The following is a 20831-nucleotide window of genomic DNA, read 5'->3' as shown; positions in this document are numbered from 1 at the left end:
GAAGTCCGACCAGTTAATTGGCTTCTTCAACGGCAGGTTTATCACTATGCAAACAATGATTAAAGTTCGTGGATTTCACATTGATGTTTATCAGCATGTTAACAACGCGCGTTATCTGGAATTTCTTGAAACGGCGCGCTGGGAGTGGCTGGACAATAAGCAGGGCTTTAAATGGATGGCGCAAAACAAAATTGCCTTCATTTTGGTCAATATAAATATTAACTACCGTAAACCTGCGGTACTTGGCGATGAGCTGCAAATTAACAGCCAGCTTTTGCAACTCAGTACTAAAAGCGGCGTGCTGACACAGGTGATTACCTGCAACGGCGAAACGGTGGTTGATGCAACGCTGACCTTTGTCTGTATTGATCTTCGCACCCAAAAAGCGTTGCCACTGGAAGGTGAATTAAGGGACAAACTCCGTGAGCTTGAAGAATAACGCGGATAAAAATATGCGCTTTTAAGGAGATAGTCGATCACTCAGAGCGGCTGAATATGACGCCGCTTAGTGCGGTATTCAAAGCGTGCGGCCGTTAATTAGGCAGGGAAATCAGAGGTTTTTAAGCGTTTTTTTGTATTTGCAACCCTACAAACTCTGCAACATAGAGCCTCTTTTTATGTGCGACGTAAGTTAGGGAAAAACAATGTTTCCTCAAACAATCGGGGCTCCGAACATTCAGTTATCTTCAGTAAGCTCATCTTTTACACCCGCAGCAGTCAATGCTCTTGCGCGTAATATAACCAGCATCCGCCAGGGTATGCTGGCCGCGGCCCCTTCCTCTAATCAGCCATACCGTGAAAGCAACGTGATGACTCCAATGGCGAATTCTAATCAATGCCAAGCTACGAAGTTTATGCCCTTGAAGAATCATCATCTCAGGAAATGGCTATCAATGGGTGACGAGGAGAGAAAGAAAAAGGGTACCGAAAATTTTGCTTCTGAACATAATATTAGTTTTAAGAAGCTAATAAGGAACATTAATCTTCAAGGGCTGACGGTGGTTGGGCATCAAAGACTCTCGCGCCACGAGCTGGTCCCAGTAGAAATCGTGCATCTTGAAAAGTGGAGTAAGATGACGCGTAAGGAAAGACAAAGGATTGGGGTAGCAAAGTTTGCGCTCAACATGAAAATAAATCTGGCGAACTGGCGGCGTCTCGTTTCGACTCAAGGGCTTAAACCCGCAGGAGAGCGATTTCTGTCGCGCAAGAAGACTACGCTTTTTCACCAGCTTCACATCCAGGCCATTCCCAACAACGAGACAATAGCCGCCGTCGCAAAAAAAAGTACCTGCTTCTTTTGCATCAACGATACAGAGGGTCAACTTTCAACAATATTTGCACCTAACGGACATGAAATTGCACAACTTCCGCCAACGGTCGCACCAGAAAAAATAATGTGGCTTTTGTTACAGAGAGAAAATAATAAGCTGGTTTATGATGCCATTAGGCCTAGAGGAGGGATCAGAAAAATTGCCGTAAGCCCGCGCGATGAAAACAACCTTTACCATGCGTTGATAAAAGCGCTGCATCCGCACAGTACAGAAGAGGACTGTCAGGAGCGAATCAGCGCAATAAGATTAATTAAACAATCACATTAGGCCGGTTTTTTCACGCAGGCTGGCTTTTGTTGCTTCCGGGAACTGCTGAAATTCAGCCAAACCTTTAGCTCGCAGGTGGCAGGCGGCGCATTCACCACAGCCGTCACCGGCAATGCCGTTGTAGCAGGTCAACGTTTGATTACGCACCATAGGTAGCTTGCCGTAATGATCGGCCAGTGCCCAAGTTTCCGCCTTGTTTAGCCACATTAGCGGTGTTTCAAAGCGGATTTCACGTGCGATACCCAGAGATACGGCATGATTGAGCGCTTTGACAAATTCGTCACGACAGTCAGGATATCCAGAGAAGTCCGTCTCGCATACGCCGGTAATCACCGCTTCTGCCTGAATTTGGTAGGCATAAATCGCCGCCAGCGTGAGAAAGAGGATATTGCGGCCTGGCACAAAGGTGCTCGGTAATTCGTTTTCTGCGCCTTCGCCAAACTGTGGCACCGGGATGTTATCGCGAGTCAGGCTGCTGACCGCCAATTCGTTAAGTAGGCCAACGTCGAGAACCTTATGTGCTTTTGCACCAAGCTCGACAGAAAGCTTTTGCGCGATCTCGATTTCGGCGCGGTGACGCTGGCCATAGTCGAAGGTGATGCAGTGTACTTCGTCATACTGCGTCAGCGCTTGCACCAGGCAGGTTGTAGAGTCCTGTCCGCCACTAAAAACCACCACGGCTCTTTTCATCGTTAAATCCTTTATTATGTTAAGGCTGCATGCATGCAAGAAAGCAACATTCAATGCCGGTATGTTACTGACGTTTTGCAGTCGTTAATAGTAAAAATCAGTCACCTTAGTCGAGCGGCGGCGGCAACCATGCCTGGCAGAAATCAAACCAGCCCCAGGCGGTAAGCTGCACGCCATTAACGCCCGGCGGCGCACTGACCTGGTATTGATAATTGAACAATGGCGTAATGCTGCCCTGCTTCATGAGCTGGAAAAAATGTTCACGCAGCCTTTGTTCGCGCAGCGATTCAGAGGGCAACTGCTGTATTTCAAGCAGGCGACAATTTTGCTGCTCGAGACTTTCAGCATCAAGAATCGTGGGCCATAGCAGGTCCTGGCGCAGCCAGTTTTCCAGCGTGGCGACGGGAGCCTCACCAATGAGCCGATCGCCGAGAAGTAAATCCACCTCGGCCAACTGCTCGACGCTGTCCCAAAGTCGTCCGGGATGATACGAGGTGTGTAACTCACACCCGTGGGTGGCAAGAATAACCTTCAGTTCATCGGCCAAAAGTTTCAGTTCTATCGGCGGATGAAACATCAGTGCAAGCTTGGGGGGGAGCTGTACGTCATTTATTCTCGCATGATTTTCATTCCGTTCAGGCAGCGGCCAACCGGGCAGCATTTCACGGCTACGTTTCACCAAAGAGTGGTCGATAGGCAAGTTATCAAGAAGCCCCGAGTGCTGAATCAAAGCAATTATTTTTTGCGCCTGCGCAGGAGTGAGGTGCTGTCTTTGAAGATTTACGGCCAAATAACAGAAACCCAGACTGGTGCTACGCTTGACTGGCCTGAGTAAACCCATTTCGCTTTTTTCACCGAGTATTATCTGCACCGGATGTTGGCAACTGACGTTATCGTTACCCTTTGGCTCATAACGCTGCGGCGAAATCCAATATTCAATCGCCGAAAGGTAAGGGCGCTGCAGATGGTAATAAGGATGCTGTTCTAGCCTGACTCTTTCGGCGGCAAAGTGAGCCAGTTTGAATGGGCCTGAACCTATGGTCGGTTCCGTTGGGTGAAACAGCAGGCAGCTAAGGTCGGCCAAACGATGGGCCAGCCAGTAGTCAGGTTTTTTTAGATTAAATTGCAGACAAAGCGCGTGAGGTTGAGAGATGCGTTCAACATTTTCCAGACTGTGGCGGCTGTGCGCAGAGTGGCGCAGCTTCTCAAACAGCTGACACAGTTGGCGGGTGAGCAAGGGTTCTCCATTATGCCAATAAAGTTGGCTACGCAGAAAAAACTGCCAAACCTCGCCTTCTTGTCTTATTTGCCAATGGTGTGCGAGATCCGGCTGCGGGGTGGGTTGACCGGTAATAAAGCGAGTCAGCCCAGCGTGCAGCGTATGCGCGATGTGCTGCTCGGCGCGTCCGTTGAGCGTTTGTGGGTCAAGTACCTGCATTGGGCGATAGTAGGGGATACGCAGCGTCGGCGCATCTTCCTGCCATTGGCCACCTAAATGAGGTGCTAAGAGGGAGTTAAGATGCTGCGGATCCAGCTGTGTAAGCTGGAGCGCGGCCGAGTGTTCTCCCTCGTTTAACAACTTTTGCAGATAGGATTCTCTCAGGCTTTCGGGCGTTTTAAGGCAACTTATTTGTGCTCGTTTTCCTCGCCCGGCCTGTGATGACCAACTTATCCAGCCTGACTCCTGAAACTGTGTTAACAGCGTTCGCGTATGGCGTTCGCTACAGAAAAAAATTGCCGCCAGCGACGCCACGGTCACCGCCTGCACGTCGAGGCCGATTTTATCGTATAAACGTTGATACTGGTTAAGGCGGTTCTGCAAACGCATAATAAATCCGGAAGTGTTTTTAATAAGTTGTCACTATTTGTTCAGCATATAATAGACGATACTTTTTGCAGAAATTTCTTCCGTTAATGACGGGTAAGCAGCAATTTTAGCTCTGGGAGAACGGCATGTTGGAACAGGAAAAACCGCTTCGTTTAGCCGCTTTTGACATGGACGGTACGCTGCTGATGCCAGATCACCGGTTGGGAGAGAAGACGCTCTCCAGCCTGCGTCAGTTGGCCGAGCGCCGGGTTACGCTGGTGTTTGCCACCGGCCGTCACTATCTCGAAATGAAACAAATTTTGGCGAATATCGATATCCCCGGCTATCTGATAACCGGCAACGGGACGCGCGTGCATGACCTTAACGGCACGTTGCTGCACGCCAGCAATTTGCCCGAGGAAAGTTTTAAGACACTGATTACCCATAAATGGCCCACGGCAGCCAGCTTTCACGTTTTTCGTGACGACGGTTGGGTAACGAATCAAGATATGCCAGAGCTACTGCATGCCCATCAATTTAGCGGGTTCCGTTACCAGCTCAGTGAGTTGGAGAATATTTCAGCCTCTGGCAACAGTAAAGTCTGCTTCTGCGCCGCACACGACGAGCTGTTGGCGCTGTTACCCGTACTGCAGACCTGTTTTGGCGACAGGCTGGATTTTTGCTTCTCGGCTTACGACTGTCTCGACGTTATGCCGGTCGGCAGTAATAAAGGCAGCGCGCTGGCCCTGCTGACCGACAGGCTGGCGATATCGCTCAGTGAATGCATGGCGTTTGGCGATGCAATGAACGACCGAGAAATGCTTGAAAGCGTAGGCAGAGGGCTGGTGATGGGCAACGCGTTGCCGCAGCTCAAGCAGCAGGTTGCGCATCTTGAAGTGATCGGACATTGCAAAGACCAGGCAGTTTCGCACTTTTTACAACATTGGCTGAACTCACCAACCCTGACCTATTCCCCCGAATACTAAGGTCTTACAGCCAGCCGACGTGCTTAACGTCGGCTTTTTTCCGATCCATAGCGCTGAAAATCAACGCAGGTTAGCGAGTTTTTCACGAAACGGCGACAGATCGCCGAGATTTTCGGCCACCCAGTGTGGATTAAAATAGGTATGCTGATAGCGCTCGCCGCTGTCGCAAATCAGCGTCACAATCGAGCCTTTCTCTCCCTTTTCACGCATCTCCTCTGCCAGCAGCAGGGCACCCCACACGTTGGTGCCGGTTGAACCGCCGACCTTGCGGCCCAGCATCGTTTCCAGCCAGTGAACTGTGGCAACGCTCGCGGCATCAGGCACACGCATCATGCGGTCAATTACCCCAGGAATAAATGAAGGTTCGACGCGCGGGCGGCCAATGCCCTCAATGCGGCTGCTGCACTGGGCGACAATATCTTTGTTACCCTGTTGATAACAATCGTAAAATACAGAATTTTCCGGGTCAACCACCACCAGCTCCGTTTGATGCCCCTGATAGCGGATATAGCGGCCCAGCGTCGCTGACGTGCCGCCCGTTCCGGCACTCATCACCAGATAGCGCGGTACCGGATAGGGCTCTAGGGTCATCTGACGATAAATGCTGTCGGCAATGTTGTTATTACCGCGCCAGTCGGTTGCACGCTCGGCATAGGTGAATTGGTCCATGTAGTGACCCTTCAACTCTTTGGCCAGCTGTTCGGAAGCCGCATAAATCTGGCTCGAGTTTTCTACAAAATGACATTTGCCGCCGTAAAATTCGATTTGCTGTATTTTACGCGGCGCAGTGCAAGCAGGCATGACGGCGATAAACGGCAGCCCCAACAGGCGCGCAAAGTAGGCTTCTGAAATGGCGGTGCTGCCAGAGGAAGATTCGATAATCGGCGTATCTTGCTTAATCCAGCCATTGCACAGGCCGTATAAAAACAGCGAACGCGCCAAACGATGCTTAAGGCTGCCAGTTGGGTGAGTGCTTTCATCTTTTAGATACAGCGAAATCCCCGGAAAATCCACAATACTCAGGCGGATCAGATGAGTATCCGCAGATCGTCGAAAATCTGCGTCGATCTCTTTAATGGCATTTTTAACCCAGCAGCTGTTCATTGCGTGTTTCCAGAGAAGTTAAATTTAATAGGACGTAGCTTACCTTGGTCTTTAAGGAAAAAGGTTGCTATTTTTAATGAACAAAGGCAGTTATAGAGAAAATTATTCTCCTGGATGTTAAAATGTTAGATAAAACTGACCGCAAGCTATTGGCGCTCCTACAGCAAGACTGTACGCTGTCGCTCAATGAATTGGCCGAGGCCGTCAATTTGACCTCCACGCCGTGCTGGAAACGCATTAAAAAGCTGGAAGAAGAGGGCGTTATTCTGGGTAAAGTCGCTCTTCTCGATGCTGAAAAACTGGGGCTGACGCTTACTGCCTTTGTGCGCATTAAGACGCAGCAGCACAGCAGCCAGTGGTATCAGAACTTCGTTGAGCAGATTGAATCGTTTCCCGAGGTGTTGTCATTTTATCGAATGGCCGGAGAATATGACTACCTGATGCAGGTGCAGGTGGCCGATATGAAAAGCTACGATAACTTCTACAAGAAGCTGGTCAGTGCCGTGCCGGGGCTATTGGATGTCACCTCAAATTTTGCGATGGAGAGAATAAAATCGACCACGCATTTACCTCTTTAAGCAAAAAAGTTTCGTAAGAATAGGCGGCTATCGGTGTTATCCTAAGGCGGAAAATCAAAGAATTTTAAAACTAAAATCATGGAAAAATCTGCGTGAGACTGTTTGCCCAACTGGCCTGGTATTTCCGCCGCGAATGGCGTAGGTATCTGGGAGCCGTCGCTCTGTTAATTATCATCGCCATTCTGCAACTGTTGCCGCCAAAACTTGTGGGCATCATTATTGATGGCGTGACCAGCAAAACGCTGCCTGCAAATAAACTCTTTGGTTGGCTCGGGCTTATCCTTGGCACTGCCATTTTAGTTTATTTGCTGCGCTATGTGTGGCGCGTGCTGCTGTTCGGCGCCTCCTATCAGTTGGCGGTCGAACTGCGCCAGAATTTTTATCGTCAGCTGAGCCGCCAGCATCCGGCCTTTTATTTACGTCACCGTACTGGCGATCTGATTGCTCGCGCGACTAATGACGTAGACCGCGTGGTTTTTGCCGCCGGAGAAGGGGTGTTAACGCTGGTGGATTCGCTGGTGATGGGCCTCGCCGTGCTTATCGTGATGGCGACGCAAATCAGCTGGGAGCTAACCCTGCTTTCCCTGGTGCCTATGCCAATTATGGCGGTGGTGATTAAGCGCTACGGTGACCAGCTGCATCAACGTTTCAAAGTTGCCCAAGCGGCCTTTTCGTCATTAAACGATCAGGCGCAGGAGAGTCTGACTAGCATTCGCATGATCAAAGCTTTTGGTCTCGAAAACCATCAGTCTTCACAGTTTGCCGACGTGGCGCAGGACACCGGCGTCAAAAATATGCGCGTTGCCCGCGTCGATGCCCGCTTTGATCCAACGATTTATGTTTCTATCGGCATGGCTAACATGTTGGCTATCGGTGGCGGAAGTTGGATGGTAGTCAATGGCCATCTTACTCTTGGCCAGCTCACCAGCTTTGTGATGTATCTGGGATTAATGATCTGGCCGATGCTGGCATTAGCGTGGATGTTTAACATCGTGGAACGAGGCAGCGCCGCCTACAGCCGCATTCGCAGCCTTCTGCGAGAAGCGCCGTGCGTGGTTGACGGTACTCAGCCTCTTTCGGCCGACCCCGGCAGTCTCGATGTTGATATTGATAACTTTTACTATCCTAAAACCCATTCGCCCGCCCTGCAGGACATTCAGTTTCGCCTTGCCCCGGGCAAAATGCTGGGGCTTTGCGGCCCGACCGGCGCAGGAAAAAGCACGCTTCTATCCCTGATACAGCGACAGTTTGATGTCACAGAAGGCAGCATTCGCTATCAGAATAAGACGCTGAGCGACGTTCTGCTCGACGACTGGCGTTCGAAAATGGCCATCGTCAGCCAAACACCGTTTCTATTTTCAGACACCGTGGCGCAAAACATTGCCCTGGGTCGCCCAAACGCCACGCAGGCAGAAATTGAACAGGCGGCGAAAATGGCCTGTGTTCATGACGATATTTTGCGTTTACCACAGGGGTATGAAACCGAAGTGGGCGAACGGGGCGTGATGCTGTCTGGCGGTCAAAAGCAGCGTATTTCGATTGCTCGTGCCCTGCTGCTTGATGCTGAAATTTTGATTCTTGATGATGCCCTCAGCGCCGTCGATGGCCGCACCGAGCACCAGATTTTGCAGAATTTGCGCCAGTGGGGCAGCAATAAAACGGTGATTATCAGTGCGCACCGCCTGTCTGCTCTGTTTGATGCGGCAGAAATTCTGGTGTTCCATAAGGGAGCGATTGCCCAAAGAGGCAATCATGAAACCCTCTCTACCCACGCAGGTTGGTATCGTGATATGCATCGTTATCAACAGCTTGAAGCGGCATTGGATGAAGTTCCTGCCCAACAGGAGCCCGTTAAACCGTGAGTAAGACTCTTTCAAACGCGGCACCCGCCAAAAAAATCAAACTGTGGCCCACGCTCAAACGGCTGCTGGTCTACGGGAAATCCTACCGCAAACCGCTGTCTATTGCGGTGGTCATGCTTTGGATAGCCGCCGCTGCCGAGGTGCTTGGTCCGATCCTCATCAGCTATTTCATTGACAACTATGTGTCGAAAGGCCTGTTGCCGCTGGGCATGGTCAGCCTGCTTGCCGTCACTTTTATCGTGCTGCAAATATTGGCCGCCAGCCTGCACTATTCTCAGGCGCTGTTGTTTAACCGCGCGGCGGTCGGCGTGGTACAGCGCTTGCGCACCGACGTGATGGACGCCGCGCTGCGCCAACCTTTGAGTGCATTCGATACCCAGCCGGTGGGGCAGCTTATTTCGCGCGTCACCAATGATACCGAAGTCATCCGTGACCTCTATGTTACCGTGGTGTCAACGGTGTTGCGCAGTATTGCTCTGATTGGTGCCATGCTGGTGGCGATGTTCCTGCTCGACTGGCGCATGGCACTGATTGCTATCTGTATTTTCCCTGCTGTGCTGGTGGTTATGGCGCTGTATCAGGTTTACAGCACACCGGTGGTGCGGCAAGTACGCACCTATTTGGCCGATATCAACGACGGCTTTAATGAAGTAATTAATGGCATGGGCGTGGTGCAGCAGTTTCGTCAGCAAAAACGCTTTGGTGAGCGCCTAAGTCGCGCCAGTCAGTCGCACTACCTGGCGCGCATGAAAACGCTGAAACTGGAAGGTTTCCTGCTTCGCCCACTGCTCAGCCTCTTTGGTTCGTTAATATTGTGCGGGCTGCTGGTACTGTTTGGTTTTAGCGAGGAGGGCAGTATTGGCGTCGGCGTGCTCTATGCCTTTATTAACTATCTCTCGCGACTCAACGAACCGCTGATTGCGCTCACCTCGCAGCAGTCAATTCTTCAGCAGGCGGTGGTGGCCGGCGAGCGCATTTTTGATTTAATGGACCGCTCGCAGCAGGAGTACGGTGAAGACGTACAGCCGTTGACCAGCGGCGAAATTGATTTTCGCGACGTCAGTTTTGCCTATCGTGATGACAAGTGGGTGCTTGAAGATATTTCGTTGCATGTGCCTTCACGCGGATTTGTGGCACTGGTTGGACACACCGGCAGCGGCAAGAGCACTTTAGCCAACCTGCTGATGGGATACTATCCGCTGAATCGTGGAGAAATCCTGATTGATGGTCGCCCGTTGACCAGTCTGTCCCACTCCTGCCTGCGCAAGGGCGTAGCGATGGTGCAGCAGGACCCGGTTGTGCTGGCAGAAACAGTTTTGGCCAACGTTACCCTCGGTCGCGATGTTGACGAAGAGCAGGTCTGGCACGCGCTTGAAACCGTGCAGTTAGCGCCGTTGGTCAAGGCCATGCCCGAGGGTATTCACACGCGGCTCGGTGAGCAGGGCAATAATCTCTCCGTTGGACAGAAACAGCTGCTGGCGATGGCACGTGTTTTGGTGCAAGCGCCCGAGATTCTGATCCTCGACGAGGCAACGGCAAATATCGACTCCGGCACCGAGCAGGCTATTTCGAGAGCGCTACGTGCCATAAGACAGCAAACCACCTTGGTGGTTATCGCCCACCGTCTTTCGACCATTGTGGACGCCGATAACATCTTGGTACTGCATCGTGGGCAGGCGGTTGAGCAGGGTAATCACTTCCAGCTGCTGCAGGAAAAAGGTCGCTATTATCAGATGTATCAGCTGCAATTGGCGGGTGAAGAGCTTGCCTGCGCCGAGCAGTCTGAAGCGCTTCCGCTTGCCTAAACTCAGGTCATAAAGTCGACGAAGTGTCGGCTTTATGACGCGTTTTTCGCTCACCTCAATATCCTTCCTATTGATTCAACGCACCATCATCATGCAGCGCCTCAGCGGGCTCTGATACCTCTGCACTCTTTGTGACCACCACGCACCAAATTGGTGCTCAATCGGCTACACTTTGTTCATCTATTGCTGCACTAATCTTGCCAAAGAGCTTCTTGAATAAACCGAATACGGCGCAGGTTGGCGTTAATTAGCTGAATCGTCAACTTTGTACACATTTGGCACAGCCTTTGCTTTAACCCTTTTGTATTGGGCGTGAGTCGCATCACGATAAGCTCTTAATTTAAGGAGTGGCAAAATGAAGCTGGTTACTGTGGTGATCAAACCTTTCAAGCTGGAAGACGTGCGTGAAGCATTGTCTGCTGTGGGCATTCAAGGGCTGACCGTAACAGAAGTTAAAGGTTTTGGTCGCCAAAAAGGTCATGCGGAGTTGTATCGTGGTGCTGAGTACAGCGTCAACTTCCTGCCAAAAGTAAAAATAGATATCGCAATCGCTGACGATCAGCTCGATGAAGTTATCGACGTGATCAGTAAAGCGGCCTACACCGGCAAGATCGGTGATGGCAAAATTTTCGTTGCCGAATTGCAACGTGTTATTCGTATTCGCACCGGCGAAACCGACGAAGCAGCGCTGTAATTACAGACTCGGATATTAGAACTTTTATATAAGAGAAACAGGGGTAGATTGATAATGAAAAAACTCTTATCCATGATGGGCCTGGCTGCGGTAGCGATGCTGCCTACGCTGGCAATGGCTGCCGACCCGGTAGCCAATGGCGCTGATAATGCCTTCATGATGATTTGTACTGCGCTGGTGCTGTTTATGACCGTACCGGGCGTTGCACTGTTTTACGGCGGTTTACTGCGTTCAAAAAACGTTTTGTCGATGCTGACTCAGGTTATCGTCACTTTTGCTCTGGTTTGCGTACTGTGGATGCTTTACGGTTACAGCCTGGCCTTCAGCGAAGGTAACGCATTCTTCGGCGGCTTCAGCAATGCTATGCTAAAAGGTATCGGTCTGACATCTGTCACCGGCACCTTCTCGCAAATGATCCACGTTGCTTTCCAATGCTCTTTCGCGGCCATTACGGTTGCGCTGGTCGTGGGCGGCATCGCTGAGCGCGTTCGTTTCTCTGCGGTTCTGATTTTCACTGTTATCTGGCTGACCTTCTCCTACATCCCAATCGCACACATGGTTTGGGCGGGTGGTTTCCTGGCAGCAGACGGCGCGCTGGACTTTGCGGGCGGTACTGTTGTTCACATCAACGCAGCAAGCGCGGGTCTGGTCGGTGCCTACCTGTTGGGCAAACGTGCGGGCTTCGGTAAAGAAGCATTCAAACCACACAACCTGCCAATGGTGTTCACCGGTGCAGCTATCCTCTACGTGGGCTGGTTCGGCTTCAACGCCGGTTCTGCAAGTGCGGCAAGCTCAATCGCAGCGCTGGCGTTCCTTAACACTGTGATGGCAACCGCAGGCGCAATCCTGTCATGGGTGCTGGTTGAGTGGATGGTGCGCGGCAAACCTTCTCTGCTGGGCGCATGTTCCGGTGCTATCGCGGGTCTGGTTGCTATCACCCCAGCCTGTGGTACCGTCGGCGTCGGTGGTGCTCTGATTATTGGTCTAGTAGGCGGCGTTGCTGGCCTGTGGGGTGTTGTCACCCTGAAAAAATGGCTCAACGTTGATGACACCTGTGACGTGTTTGGCGTTCACGGCGTGTGCGGTATCGTTGGGTGTATCCTGACCGGCGTATTCAGTGCCAGCTCTCTGGGCGGTACCGGTTATGCAGAAGGCGTGACTATGGGTCACCAAGTCTGGATCCAGCTGTTGAGTGTTGTTGTTACTCTGGTTTGGTCAAGCGTGGTTGCTTTCATCGCTTACAAAATTGCTGACATGGTTGTGGGTCTGCGTGTTCCTGAAGAACAAGAGCGCGAAGGTCTGGACGTTAACAGCCACGGCGAAAATGCTTACAACCAGTAATCCTGGTGGGCGAACCTATACTCTCCCTGTAAATGGGGCATGATGAGATAGCAAAAAGGGGGACGATAATTATCGTCCCCCTTCTTTTTGATTTTTGGCCACCCTAAATAACGCGACACTTACTCCGGCTTTCTCTGCCGCATGACCCCTTCCTGCACGGTGGAGGCAACCAGCACGCCTTCTCGGGTGTAAAACTGTCCGCGAACGAATCCCCGCGCGCCTGAAGCCGAGGTGCTCTCAATGCTGTACAGCAGCCATTCATCGAGACGGAAAGGGCGATGGAACCACATTGAGTGATCGATGGTGGCGACCTGCATGCCCGGTTCAAGAAAGCCCACACCGTGCGGCTGTAGGGCGGTGGGTAAAAAGTTGAAGTCTGAAGCATAGCCCAGCAGGTACTGATGAATTCGCAGGTCGTCCGGCATAGCGCCGTTGGCTTTTATCCACACTGCGCGCTCCGGAGGCTCTACCTTGCCCTGCAACGGGTTGTGAAACTTAACTGGACGCATCTCTATGGGTCTTTGACCGATAAACTTTTCCCTGACTTTTTCGGGAATGATGTGCGCAAACTTTTTGGCTATCTCGGTCTCGGTGATAAGCGTTTCCGGTGCCGGAACTTCTGGCATGCTGTTTTGATGCTCAAAGCCTTCCTCCAGACTTTGGAACGACGCCGTCATGTAAAATATCGGCTTGCCACTCTGTACGGCTTTAACGCGACGCGCGCTGAAACTGTTGCCGTCGCGCAGGTTCTCTACGTCATAGACAATCGGCTTGCTACTGTCACCTGGACGCAAAAAATAGCTGTGAAAAGAGTGAATGCCACGATCGCCAGGTACTGTCTGCTTTGCGGCGTAAAGCGCCTGCCCAACCACCTGTCCGCCGAATACCTGGCGCAGCCCCAAATCTTCACTCTGACCACGAAACAACCCTTCTTCTATTTTTTCAAGATTGAGGAGATCCAGTAGTTTATTTAGTGCCTGAGTCATAGGTTGCCTCGTGAATGTAGGGATTACTGGGTCGGAATTTTCTCATAAATGCCGTTAATTTTGGCGACTCACCGGCGCAAAAAACGACGCTAATCGTCTGTCACAGCGAGAATTACTTAATTTATGATAGTAGATAGCGCATAGCAGCAGAAGGGTTGATTAAGGCCACGGCAGGAATAATTCAGTTTTGTGTGCCATAGTTATTGATACGAGTGGTTAAATAATCCATTCCAATCAAATCGGCATATAGAAAACCGTGTCGTGCAGATGATCATAAAAGGAGTACGATCAATGAAACTTTGGCAGATAGTAGGTGGAACCGCGCTGTCTTTTGCTCTTGCAGGTTGTGCTACACAGCATCAGGCACCGCCGCAGTCTTCACCCAATTCGAGCGCTAGCCCGACGTCGGCACCGGCCATTACCGGACCCAATGTTTCGGGGATGGTGAACATTTCGCAGCGCGTTGCCCTACCGCCTGATGCGGTCTTGACGGTAACTCTGTCGGATGCCTCATTGGCGGACGCACCTTCTCGCGTGATTGCGCAGAAAGTGGCACGCACCGACGGTAAACAGGCACCATTCAGCTTCATCCTGCCGTATAACCCGCAGGACATCCAGCCTAATGCCCGTATTATCCTGAGTGCTGCCGTAACGGTGAACGACCGTCTGGTGTTTATCACCGACAACATTAAAGAAGTGATTAACGGTGCGAAAGGCACCCGTGCTGACCTGAACCTGGTTCCGGTAACGGCAGTCCCTGTTGCGACCAAACCTACGGGTTTAGGTCCTATGGGTAACACGGGTGATACAGCCCCTAACGCGGTACCTGTACCCCAACCGGCTCCTATTACCTCTTATTAATTAAGTCTTATTAATTAATGAATTGGGCCGTTAAGTCCGTCCCTTCTTCCGCCTGCGGGAGAAGGGAGTTACAACTTCCAGCCAAACTTTAGCAAATCAATTTGCCCTTTTTTAAAGATAATACCTTCGGCCAGTAGCGCATGACGCTGTCGTTTAAAATCTTCTCCCTGAAGTGAAATCTCACCGTGACGATTGACCACACGATGCCAGGGGAGACTGCTACCCTCAGGCAATTTCTTCAAGACACCGCCGACCTGACGCGCGGCGCGCGGTGAACCTGCAAGGCGAGCGACTTCGCCGTAAGTGGTCACTTGCCCCAAGGGAATAGCCGCGATGATTTGAAACACCCGCTGGCGAAAATTGTCGACTTCTGACATGCAAACACCTTTGTGAAAAGAATTCACCGTTGATTGTATAAGAAAACAACGGTTGTCGGCAGTTAACTTGCTTTTGTTTAGGCCATCCCTGATAATGCCCACCGCTTCGCAGTATTGAAGCCGTCAACGTCAATGGGGGCCCTGTTGGTTCTCCCGCAACGCTAACTTGTTAACTCGGTCAGGTCCGGAAGGAAGCAGCCATAGCAGGTGTCGTGTGTGCCGGGATGTAGCTGGCAGGGCCTCCACCATTTCGGCCCCACCGCACTATTTTCCTTCTTTCCCCATCAAGCCCATTTTATCCGTCAACCCAGTGTTAATGGTGCGTCAGTGTTGCGAAATAATACACCAGCGGAATAGCCAAAACGTAAAGACTCACCGGCACTTCACGTGCTTTCCCCGCCACGACTTTTATCGCCACATAGAACAGCAACCCTGCGGCAATACCCGTCCCGAAACTGTTAGAAATCAGCGTAGCCATCACCATCATTAATACCGGCAGACCTTCGGTAAAGTTGCTCAAATCGACTTTGCGCAAGCCGCTGAACATATTTAGCCCAATCAGAATTAATGCGGGTGCCGTTGCCTCTTTCGGGATCATCAGCGCTATCGGCGTCAACAACAGCATCAGTAAAAACATCACCGCAGCGGTCAGTGCCGTTAGCCCCGTTTTGCCACCCGCTTCGGCTGCTGCCGCAGACTCAATCAGCGCCGTCGCCGCAGGAATGCCGAAAATAGGACCTAATGCCGCCGCGATAGAATCGACAACGAACGGACGATTGATGTTCTTCATATTGCCGTGTTCGTCGAGCAGCCCTGCTTCACCGCCAACGGCCAGCGTCGTGCCCATGGTCGAGAAAAACTCTGAGGCAAAAAAGATAAACAGGAACGGCAGGAAGGCAATATTAAGCGCGCCCAGCAGGTCAACTTTACCGATAAGCGGCGTTAATGAATGCGGCAGGGAAATCCATTCGGCAGGTAAATGTGTAATGCCGAAAGGCAGACCGGCCAGCGTGGCTAACAGAATGGCCCACAAAATAGCGCCGGGAACGCGACGCGCCTGCAGCCCTATCGCGATTAATAAACCCAGCAGCGCAATCAGCGCACCGGGCGCGGTAAAATCACCCAGCCCAAGGGCGTGTGTTTTAACGTTGGCGGTAACCAGACCCGCATTGCGAAAGCCTAGCAAGGCAACAAAGATGCCGATAGACGCCGTCAGGCCCAGCTTGATCGACTGCGGAATCGATCGGGTAACCACTTCGCGAAGTCCCAAAATGGTCAACAGAAAGAATAAGATACCAGACCAGCAGGCTATTCCCAGCCCGACAGGCCATGTAATGCCGTCACCTGCCAGCGTGATACCGACCAGCACCGAACCGCCTATGCCAGGCCCGACCATAAACGGCAGGTTGGCATAGAAGGCCATCAGCAAACTGCCGGCAACCAGAACGATAATGGTGCCTGTCAGCGCAGCGCCTTTATCAATGCCGCCGACTGCCAGCAAACCTGGGATTACTACCAAAAGATAAGCGGCGGCCAAAAAACCGGTAATACCCGCAAGACACTCTATTTTCACACTGGTTTGACGTTGGTAAAGTTGGAAACGTCTTTGTAGCCAGCCTCCACCGGAGACGGCGTTAGTAACGGATGGTTGTGCCATGTTGTGTTCCCCTGAACAAAATGAATTATCTTTTTTATGCTTTGCTATCAATTGCTTGTGTTATTTATAAGTTGCCCTTCACATAAAACAGTTGTTTATGGCACTTCCCAAGCGTCGGTCAGCGGGTCGATAATTTGTCGCGTTCCACCGTCGGTCAGCCCTAAATCCGTCAGGTGTGGGCCGGCATTACAGGCCAGACAGGTGCCTTCAATCGCTTTAAACACCCGATAAGGCGGCTCCCAATCGGCAATTTTGGCACTCAAATCGCGCAGATTTTTAAACTGCGCGGCCAACTGCTCGGCGGGTAAGTCAGACAGCATCCCGGCAATCGGCATGTCGACATTGGCCAGCAGTTTTCCATTCTGGCTTAACGCCATGCCACCGCCGCAGGTAATAAGATGGTTTGCCGCCAGCGCCATTTCGGCAGGGTCACGCCCCAGCACCACCAAATTATGCGCGTCATGGGAATAGGACGTGGCAATCGCGCCGCGTAATTCCCCCCAACCCTCTAGCAGTGCAAGCTGAGGCTTTGCCGGGTATTTCCCGTGACGATGCAGAACCCAAATCAGGCTAAACTCCGCCGGTAATTGCACCACGCCTGCCCGTACGTCTACTGTGGTTTCGCTCCACTGGGTGAAGCGCGCGCCCTTGATGTGTCGTAGCGTAGCTTTGCCATGGTTGACGCTTGGAATGCGGATGGCGAAGTCAGACTCTTCGACCGGCGTAAGGTGCATGGTGTCGCGCGGTGGCTGAAGCAGGGTCGTAGGTTCAGTTTCTTCAATCAGCATGCGACCACCGTCGGCGATGCATTGTCCACCGACAAAAACTTTGTCGGGGCAGATCTTTTCCAGCGAATCGAAGGTGAAGAAATCGGCACTGCGGCCAGCGGCAATCAGGCCCAAATCGGCACGCTGTAGGCGCAGAGCAGCGTTAAAGGTTGCCATGCGCAGCACGTCTTGTGCGGGTAAACCGCAGTCGATCAGCGTATTGACCAAAGCAATCATTCCGCCCCGCTCAAGCAAAAAGTCTGGCGGTACGTCGTCGGTGCACAGCGTGATTTGCGATGACAGATGGGGCAGCGTTTTAAGTGCGCTGACAATGTCAGGCAGTAAATACGGATGCGAGCCGCGAATTTGTAGATTCAGCCCCGCGCGCAGTTTTTCAAGCGCGTCTTCGGCCGAGGTCAGCTCATGATCCGAGCCAACGCCCGCCGCTAAATAGGCTTGCAGCTCTTTTCCTTTGAGCCCGCGCGCATGCCCTTCGATCAACTTGCCGCTGCTGAGCCCGGCATCAAGAATTTCCAGCATGCGTTCACTGCCGGTGATCACGCCGTGCATGTCCATCATTTCAGCAACGCCAGCAACTTCTGGCCAGGCAAGCATGGTTTGCATCTCTTTACCGCGAAAATCAGCGCCCGATGTCTCAAGGCCGGGCGTTGATGGCACGCTTGAAGGCGCGGCGCAGATCACCCGCAGCGGCAGGCCGCGGCTTGACTCCACCGCATAGCGTACGCCTTCGACACCCAGCACATTGGCGAGCTCGTGCGGGTCCCAGTAAATGGTGGTGGTGCCCTGTGCAACCACAATTTGCGCGTAGCGGTGAGCTGGGAGGTGTGAGCTTTCTACGTGAACGTGGGTGTCAATCAGACCGGGGGAGAGGAAGGCTCCAGCCAGGTCTTGGGTTATTGTCGCCTCAAAGTCGTCACCGCACGGATGAACGCTGGCAATAATCGAGCCGGACAGGCCGATATCGACCTCGCGAATTTCACCGGTGACCATGTCAATCAGTCGGGCATTTTTTAGCAACCGGTCGAAAGGCGTCTCACCCATCGCTGCCTGAACCGCGCGCCGCCGCAGCGAAATGGCCGGTTTGTCTGTGGTCATCATATTGTCTGCCAAATTAGGAGTCGAAAACGAGGGAATGGCCTTACTGTAGGCAGGCCGACAGCGATTTAACAGATGATTTATTTTATCAGTGGATAAGATGGGGTTATGCTGGCGAATACTTTCTGCTGCATCATTGAACTGACGGGGATTTATGTCTGAACCCTGGCGCAGGTTGCCTGCGTTATCGCTTAAACAAATTCAGTATTTTGTTACGCTCGCCGAACTGCGCAGCTTTACGGCTACGGCACATCTTTTGGCTATCAGTCAGCCAGCATTAAGCAGCGCGCTGCGCCAGATTGAGTCCGTGTTGGGCGGCAAGCTGGTGAATCGCACGGCGCAGGCGGTGACTCTGACCGATAGGGGGCTGGCGATTTTGCCCTATGCGGAAAGAATGCTGAATATTGCGCACAATACTTTCGATGACATGCTGCAGATTATGGCCCAGGGGGGTGACGGGACGTTGCGAATCGGATTGGTGCCCTCGGTCAGTACGCTACTCTTTCCTGCGGTTCCCGAGCTGCTGGCAACGCGTTTTCCACATCTTCGGGTCGAGTTTCATGACCTGACCAATGACCGGCTTGTCATTGAGCTTGAGAAGGGGTCAATTGATTTTGGACTGGGGTCGCTCGACAGCACGGTACCGTCAAAAATAGAGGTTTTTCCGCTGCTGGAGGACCCTTTTGTTGTGGTGATGCGTAAGGACGACGTGCTTGCCGATGGCCATCATTTACCCTGGCGACATCTGGCGCAGCGGCCCATTGCTATCTTCCTTAGGGGCAATGTGAGTCGTCTGGTTAACTCGCTTATTGAAAGCCATCGTTTAAATCTGGACATCGCCTATCGGGTCGATTTTCAGGAGACACTTTACGGGTTAGTGCGCTCAAGATTGGCACTGGCCATATTGCCCGAGCTGTATACGTCGACGCTTAATGACGATGAATTAACCGTGATGCATTTACAGCAGCCAGAATTAACCCGTACGGTAGCGATGATGAGAACCCATTCACCTTTGCGCTCACCGCAAACGGAGCAGTGTTTTCAATATTTACTGCAGGCATTTCGTCAAAGGCTAAAATTATAGGGTGAAAATAGGCGAGTAGAGCTGTGAGTTTCAGTAGATGGAACTCATTAGCAAGATAAATGTATCCTACATTTAAGCCTGATTAATTAATAACGGTATCGGGCATAAATTTAAGATAAGTAAAAATGCATTGAGCCGAGAAAATATCGGCTCAATGAGGGAAGGATGAGAAATTAGCGTACAAACTTCCAAACGGCGACGGGGATTTTATCGTAAAGCTTATTCATTGTTAACTCGGCGAGGCGATGATCTGCCGCAGAGTAAAACAACTCCAACTCATCATTAGAAAGTTCGTACTTATTTTTCTCAATAACACGTTCAAGCGTATCGATAGTGGTGCATTTTCTTAAACGCATCAAATAGTCGGTTTTGTTCATCATAGCCTTTTCAACTGTATCTACATTCTTTATTAAATTATCTTTTATGTTTTCATCAAGGTACAGACATAATCCCCTGAGAACATTCTGAATAGTCGTTTTTTGGTTTTTTGCCATTGACGTAAATCAGAATCGTTAATTCCGTAATTGCTAAACAGGGTATAGGTATCGTCAAGATACTCTTCTACCAGGTCGCTGAGGTTCGTTTCATCCGGGTATTTAATTTTAAAGCTCATGATGAAAGAGGCAATATGCTCAATCAGGTCATTCAACTGCAGATTTACCGCTGAAGTTGGATCATTGACCCAGCCATGATGGCTGTCTCCCAGGGTTGCAATTCCTTCGTCGTACAAATTTTCGTTGAGGAACCGCAGTTGCGCAATATCATGTCGCTTAGGCGAGTACTCATCCATATCATCCCCTCCGTAATGGTTATTCGGTGTGATAACACTCTGTGAGTAAACAAAAATTGTAAATAAACAACAAAAGCCGAGCTGAACCAGGGACTGCTTAGTAAAAAATATTACCCTATTAAAAATAAATGATATTTCGTATCACTATTGTTGAGAAGCGGCAGGTTCAGGGTTGATTGCCACGCTCATTATCGTATCGAATGTTGTCAAGGATACCTGACATGACGTAATAATGAACTCACAATATAAATATAATCTAATTTTTGAAAACTGCGCAAACCTATTACTGAAACTTACAATTCATTCTCAGTGCCGGCCGAATCAAAATCTATTATATCAAACTCCAAACCATTGGGTTTAACGATAAATGACACGGTTTCTTTGGCGTCTTCTTCTGAGTTGAGGTCAAGGCAGCCATTGAAAATGGTCCAGTCATAAGTGTAACTCATTGAATACAATTGATTATGTAATAATTCAATAGATTTGATAACCAGCGTGCCCGGCGTATAGCGAGCATTTTGCGAATAATAAGTTAACCCGGCAGTTAATGTGTCCTCAATCACTTGGATATTAGATTCTATTATCTGCTTAAGTTCAGCAATGCTGAGTTCTTTTCCCTGAGTATCATAAGTAATCAATTTCTTCATAAGAATTATCTGATCATTAAAATGGTCAGCGTTAATTATTACACATTTTCGAGGTAAAGTGGCAAAAGAGAAAAAATAATT

Annotated in this window: 20 protein-coding genes and 1 other RNA gene; 11 read left to right on the top strand and 10 right to left on the bottom strand. The window is 50.8% G+C overall.

Features of this window, described 5'->3' with window-relative positions; translation table 11 throughout:
- The first annotated feature begins 46 nt into the window (after positions 1-46).
- Together BS639_RS04765 and BS639_RS04760 are read left to right on the top strand one after the other, a co-directional pair.
- Positions 47-439: an acyl-CoA thioesterase gene (locus BS639_RS04765; RefSeq protein WP_084982378.1), complete on the top strand. Its 393-nt coding sequence runs from the start codon at positions 47-49 to the stop codon at positions 437-439.
- A gap of 205 nt (positions 440-644) precedes the next feature.
- A complete protein-coding gene (locus BS639_RS04760; protein WP_084982377.1) occupies positions 645-1598 on the top strand; it encodes a hypothetical protein in 954 nt (317 codons plus the stop codon).
- On the opposite strand, the gene queC is transcribed toward BS639_RS04760, so the two are convergent.
- Both queC and BS639_RS04750 read right to left on the bottom strand, forming a co-directional pair.
- Positions 1590-2288 carry a 7-cyano-7-deazaguanine synthase QueC gene (gene queC / locus BS639_RS04755; protein ID WP_084982376.1) on the bottom strand — a complete coding sequence of 233 codons (699 nt, stop codon included), beginning with the start codon at positions 2286-2288 and terminating at the stop codon, positions 1590-1592. The two genes, BS639_RS04760 and queC, sit on opposite strands and share 9 nt — an antisense overlap.
- A gap of 106 nt (positions 2289-2394) precedes the next feature.
- Positions 2395-4116, bottom strand: coding sequence for an SgrR family transcriptional regulator (locus tag BS639_RS04750; RefSeq protein WP_084982375.1), 1722 nt, complete (start codon positions 4114-4116; stop codon positions 2395-2397).
- Between the two features lie 125 nt (positions 4117-4241).
- On the opposite strand from BS639_RS04750, the gene cof reads away from it, so the two are divergent.
- A complete protein-coding gene (cof, locus tag BS639_RS04745; RefSeq protein ID WP_084982374.1) occupies positions 4242-5081 on the top strand; it encodes an HMP-PP phosphatase in 840 nt (279 codons plus the stop codon).
- Between the two features lie 60 nt (positions 5082-5141).
- On the opposite strand, the gene BS639_RS04740 is transcribed toward cof, so the two are convergent.
- The gene (locus BS639_RS04740; protein ID WP_055776823.1) at positions 5142-6185 is read right to left on the bottom strand and encodes a PLP-dependent cysteine synthase family protein; all 1044 of its coding nucleotides are present in this window, start codon (positions 6183-6185) and stop codon (positions 5142-5144) included.
- A 122-nt stretch (positions 6186-6307) separates the two neighbouring features.
- Between BS639_RS04740 and BS639_RS04735 the strand changes: the two genes are divergently transcribed.
- From BS639_RS04735 to amtB, 5 genes are all read left to right on the top strand, one after another.
- Positions 6308-6763: an Lrp/AsnC family transcriptional regulator gene (locus BS639_RS04735; RefSeq protein WP_055776826.1), complete on the top strand. Its 456-nt coding sequence runs from the start codon at positions 6308-6310 to the stop codon at positions 6761-6763.
- Between the two features lie 92 nt (positions 6764-6855).
- Positions 6856-8625: a SmdA family multidrug ABC transporter permease/ATP-binding protein gene (locus BS639_RS04730; RefSeq protein WP_084982373.1), complete on the top strand. Its 1770-nt coding sequence runs from the start codon at positions 6856-6858 to the stop codon at positions 8623-8625.
- Entirely contained in the window at positions 8622-10430 is a 1809-nt protein-coding gene (locus tag BS639_RS04725) for a SmdB family multidrug efflux ABC transporter permease/ATP-binding protein (RefSeq protein ID WP_324187971.1), read from the top strand. The genes BS639_RS04730 and BS639_RS04725 overlap by 4 nt, the downstream gene beginning before the upstream one ends.
- 355 nt (positions 10431-10785) lie before the next feature.
- Positions 10786-11124 (top strand): P-II family nitrogen regulator, encoded by a 339-nt coding sequence (gene glnK, locus BS639_RS04720; protein WP_009639071.1) that lies wholly within the window; start codon positions 10786-10788, stop codon positions 11122-11124.
- 54 nt (positions 11125-11178) lie between these two features.
- Positions 11179-12465 (top strand): ammonium transporter AmtB, encoded by a 1287-nt coding sequence (gene amtB / locus BS639_RS04715; protein WP_055776833.1) that lies wholly within the window; start codon positions 11179-11181, stop codon positions 12463-12465.
- Between the two features lie 119 nt (positions 12466-12584).
- Here amtB and tesB read toward each other — a convergent pair whose 3' ends face one another.
- Complete coding sequence (gene tesB, locus BS639_RS04710) at positions 12585-13451, bottom strand: acyl-CoA thioesterase II (RefSeq protein WP_084982372.1); 867 nt, start codon at positions 13449-13451, stop codon at positions 12585-12587.
- 291 nt (positions 13452-13742) lie between these two features.
- On the opposite strand from tesB, the gene BS639_RS04705 reads away from it, so the two are divergent.
- A complete protein-coding gene (locus BS639_RS04705) occupies positions 13743-14312 on the top strand; it encodes a YbaY family lipoprotein (RefSeq protein ID WP_055776838.1) in 570 nt (189 codons plus the stop codon).
- A 68-nt stretch (positions 14313-14380) separates the two neighbouring features.
- On the opposite strand, the gene BS639_RS04700 is transcribed toward BS639_RS04705, so the two are convergent.
- Positions 14381-14689 carry an MGMT family protein gene (locus BS639_RS04700; protein WP_055776841.1) on the bottom strand — a complete coding sequence of 103 codons (309 nt, stop codon included), beginning with the start codon at positions 14687-14689 and terminating at the stop codon, positions 14381-14383.
- A 142-nt stretch (positions 14690-14831) separates the two neighbouring features.
- Between BS639_RS04700 and ffs the strand changes: the two genes are divergently transcribed.
- Positions 14832-14928: signal recognition particle sRNA small type (gene ffs, locus BS639_RS04695), an RNA gene on the top strand.
- A 74-nt stretch (positions 14929-15002) separates the two neighbouring features.
- Here ffs and BS639_RS04690 read toward each other — a convergent pair.
- Together BS639_RS04690 and BS639_RS04685 are read right to left on the bottom strand one after the other, a co-directional pair.
- Positions 15003-16346, bottom strand: coding sequence for an NCS2 family permease (locus BS639_RS04690; protein ID WP_055776846.1), 1344 nt, complete (start codon positions 16344-16346; stop codon positions 15003-15005).
- A gap of 95 nt (positions 16347-16441) precedes the next feature.
- Positions 16442-18229 (bottom strand): adenine deaminase, encoded by a 1788-nt coding sequence (locus BS639_RS04685; RefSeq protein WP_084982406.1) that lies wholly within the window; start codon positions 18227-18229, stop codon positions 16442-16444.
- A gap of 154 nt (positions 18230-18383) precedes the next feature.
- Here BS639_RS04685 and BS639_RS04680 point away from each other — a divergent pair, with 154 nt between their 5' ends.
- Positions 18384-19313 carry a LysR family transcriptional regulator gene (locus BS639_RS04680; RefSeq protein WP_084982371.1) on the top strand — a complete coding sequence of 310 codons (930 nt, stop codon included), beginning with the start codon at positions 18384-18386 and terminating at the stop codon, positions 19311-19313.
- A gap of 173 nt (positions 19314-19486) precedes the next feature.
- Here BS639_RS04680 and BS639_RS04675 read toward each other — a convergent pair whose 3' ends face one another.
- From BS639_RS04675 to BS639_RS04665, 3 genes are all read right to left on the bottom strand, one after another.
- A complete protein-coding gene (locus BS639_RS04675; RefSeq protein WP_055778183.1) occupies positions 19487-19690 on the bottom strand; it encodes an HHA domain-containing protein in 204 nt (67 codons plus the stop codon).
- 44 nt (positions 19691-19734) lie between these two features.
- Positions 19735-20103 carry an Hha toxicity modulator TomB gene (gene tomB / locus BS639_RS04670; RefSeq protein WP_055776852.1) on the bottom strand — a complete coding sequence of 123 codons (369 nt, stop codon included), beginning with the start codon at positions 20101-20103 and terminating at the stop codon, positions 19735-19737.
- 293 nt (positions 20104-20396) lie between these two features.
- Positions 20397-20831 (bottom strand): hypothetical protein (locus BS639_RS04665; protein WP_407690299.1); only part of this gene is annotated, 435 nt, incomplete at its 5' end.

This window comes from Rouxiella silvae, from assembly GCF_002093625.1.
In the GTDB taxonomy this organism is placed as follows: Bacteria; Pseudomonadota; Gammaproteobacteria; order Enterobacterales; family Enterobacteriaceae; genus Rouxiella; species Rouxiella silvae.
This window is presented reverse-complemented; position numbering and strand designations above follow the sequence as displayed.

Bases quoted from the DNA above. Each gene is read 5' to 3' on its own strand.
- cof (WP_084982374.1), top strand. From the start codon at position 4,242: ATGTTGGAACAGGAAAAACCGCTTCGTTTAGCCGCTTTTGACATGGAC.
- BS639_RS04690 (WP_055776846.1), bottom strand. From the start codon at position 16,346: ATGGCACAACCATCCGTTACTAACGCCGTCTCCGGTGGAGGCTGGCTA.
- queC (WP_084982376.1), bottom strand. From the start codon at position 2,288: ATGAAAAGAGCCGTGGTGGTTTTTAGTGGCGGACAGGACTCTACAACC.
- tesB (WP_084982372.1), bottom strand. From the start codon at position 13,451: ATGACTCAGGCACTAAATAAACTACTGGATCTCCTCAATCTTGAAAAA.
- BS639_RS04675 (WP_055778183.1), bottom strand. From the start codon at position 19,690: ATGAACAAAACCGACTATTTGATGCGTTTAAGAAAATGCACCACTATC.
- BS639_RS04685 (WP_084982406.1), bottom strand. From the start codon at position 18,229: ATGACCACAGACAAACCGGCCATTTCGCTGCGGCGGCGCGCGGTTCAG.
- BS639_RS04740 (WP_055776823.1), bottom strand. From the start codon at position 6,185: ATGAACAGCTGCTGGGTTAAAAATGCCATTAAAGAGATCGACGCAGAT.
- BS639_RS04760 (WP_084982377.1), top strand. From the start codon at position 645: ATGTTTCCTCAAACAATCGGGGCTCCGAACATTCAGTTATCTTCAGTA.
- BS639_RS04750 (WP_084982375.1), bottom strand. From the start codon at position 4,116: ATGCGTTTGCAGAACCGCCTTAACCAGTATCAACGTTTATACGATAAA.
- BS639_RS04680 (WP_084982371.1), top strand. From the start codon at position 18,384: ATGTCTGAACCCTGGCGCAGGTTGCCTGCGTTATCGCTTAAACAAATT.
- BS639_RS04705 (WP_055776838.1), top strand. From the start codon at position 13,743: ATGAAACTTTGGCAGATAGTAGGTGGAACCGCGCTGTCTTTTGCTCTT.
- tomB (WP_055776852.1), bottom strand. From the start codon at position 20,103: ATGGATGAGTACTCGCCTAAGCGACATGATATTGCGCAACTGCGGTTC.
- glnK (WP_009639071.1), top strand. From the start codon at position 10,786: ATGAAGCTGGTTACTGTGGTGATCAAACCTTTCAAGCTGGAAGACGTG.
- BS639_RS04700 (WP_055776841.1), bottom strand. From the start codon at position 14,689: ATGTCAGAAGTCGACAATTTTCGCCAGCGGGTGTTTCAAATCATCGCG.
- BS639_RS04735 (WP_055776826.1), top strand. From the start codon at position 6,308: ATGTTAGATAAAACTGACCGCAAGCTATTGGCGCTCCTACAGCAAGAC.
- amtB (WP_055776833.1), top strand. From the start codon at position 11,179: ATGAAAAAACTCTTATCCATGATGGGCCTGGCTGCGGTAGCGATGCTG.
- BS639_RS04765 (WP_084982378.1), top strand. From the start codon at position 47: ATGCAAACAATGATTAAAGTTCGTGGATTTCACATTGATGTTTATCAG.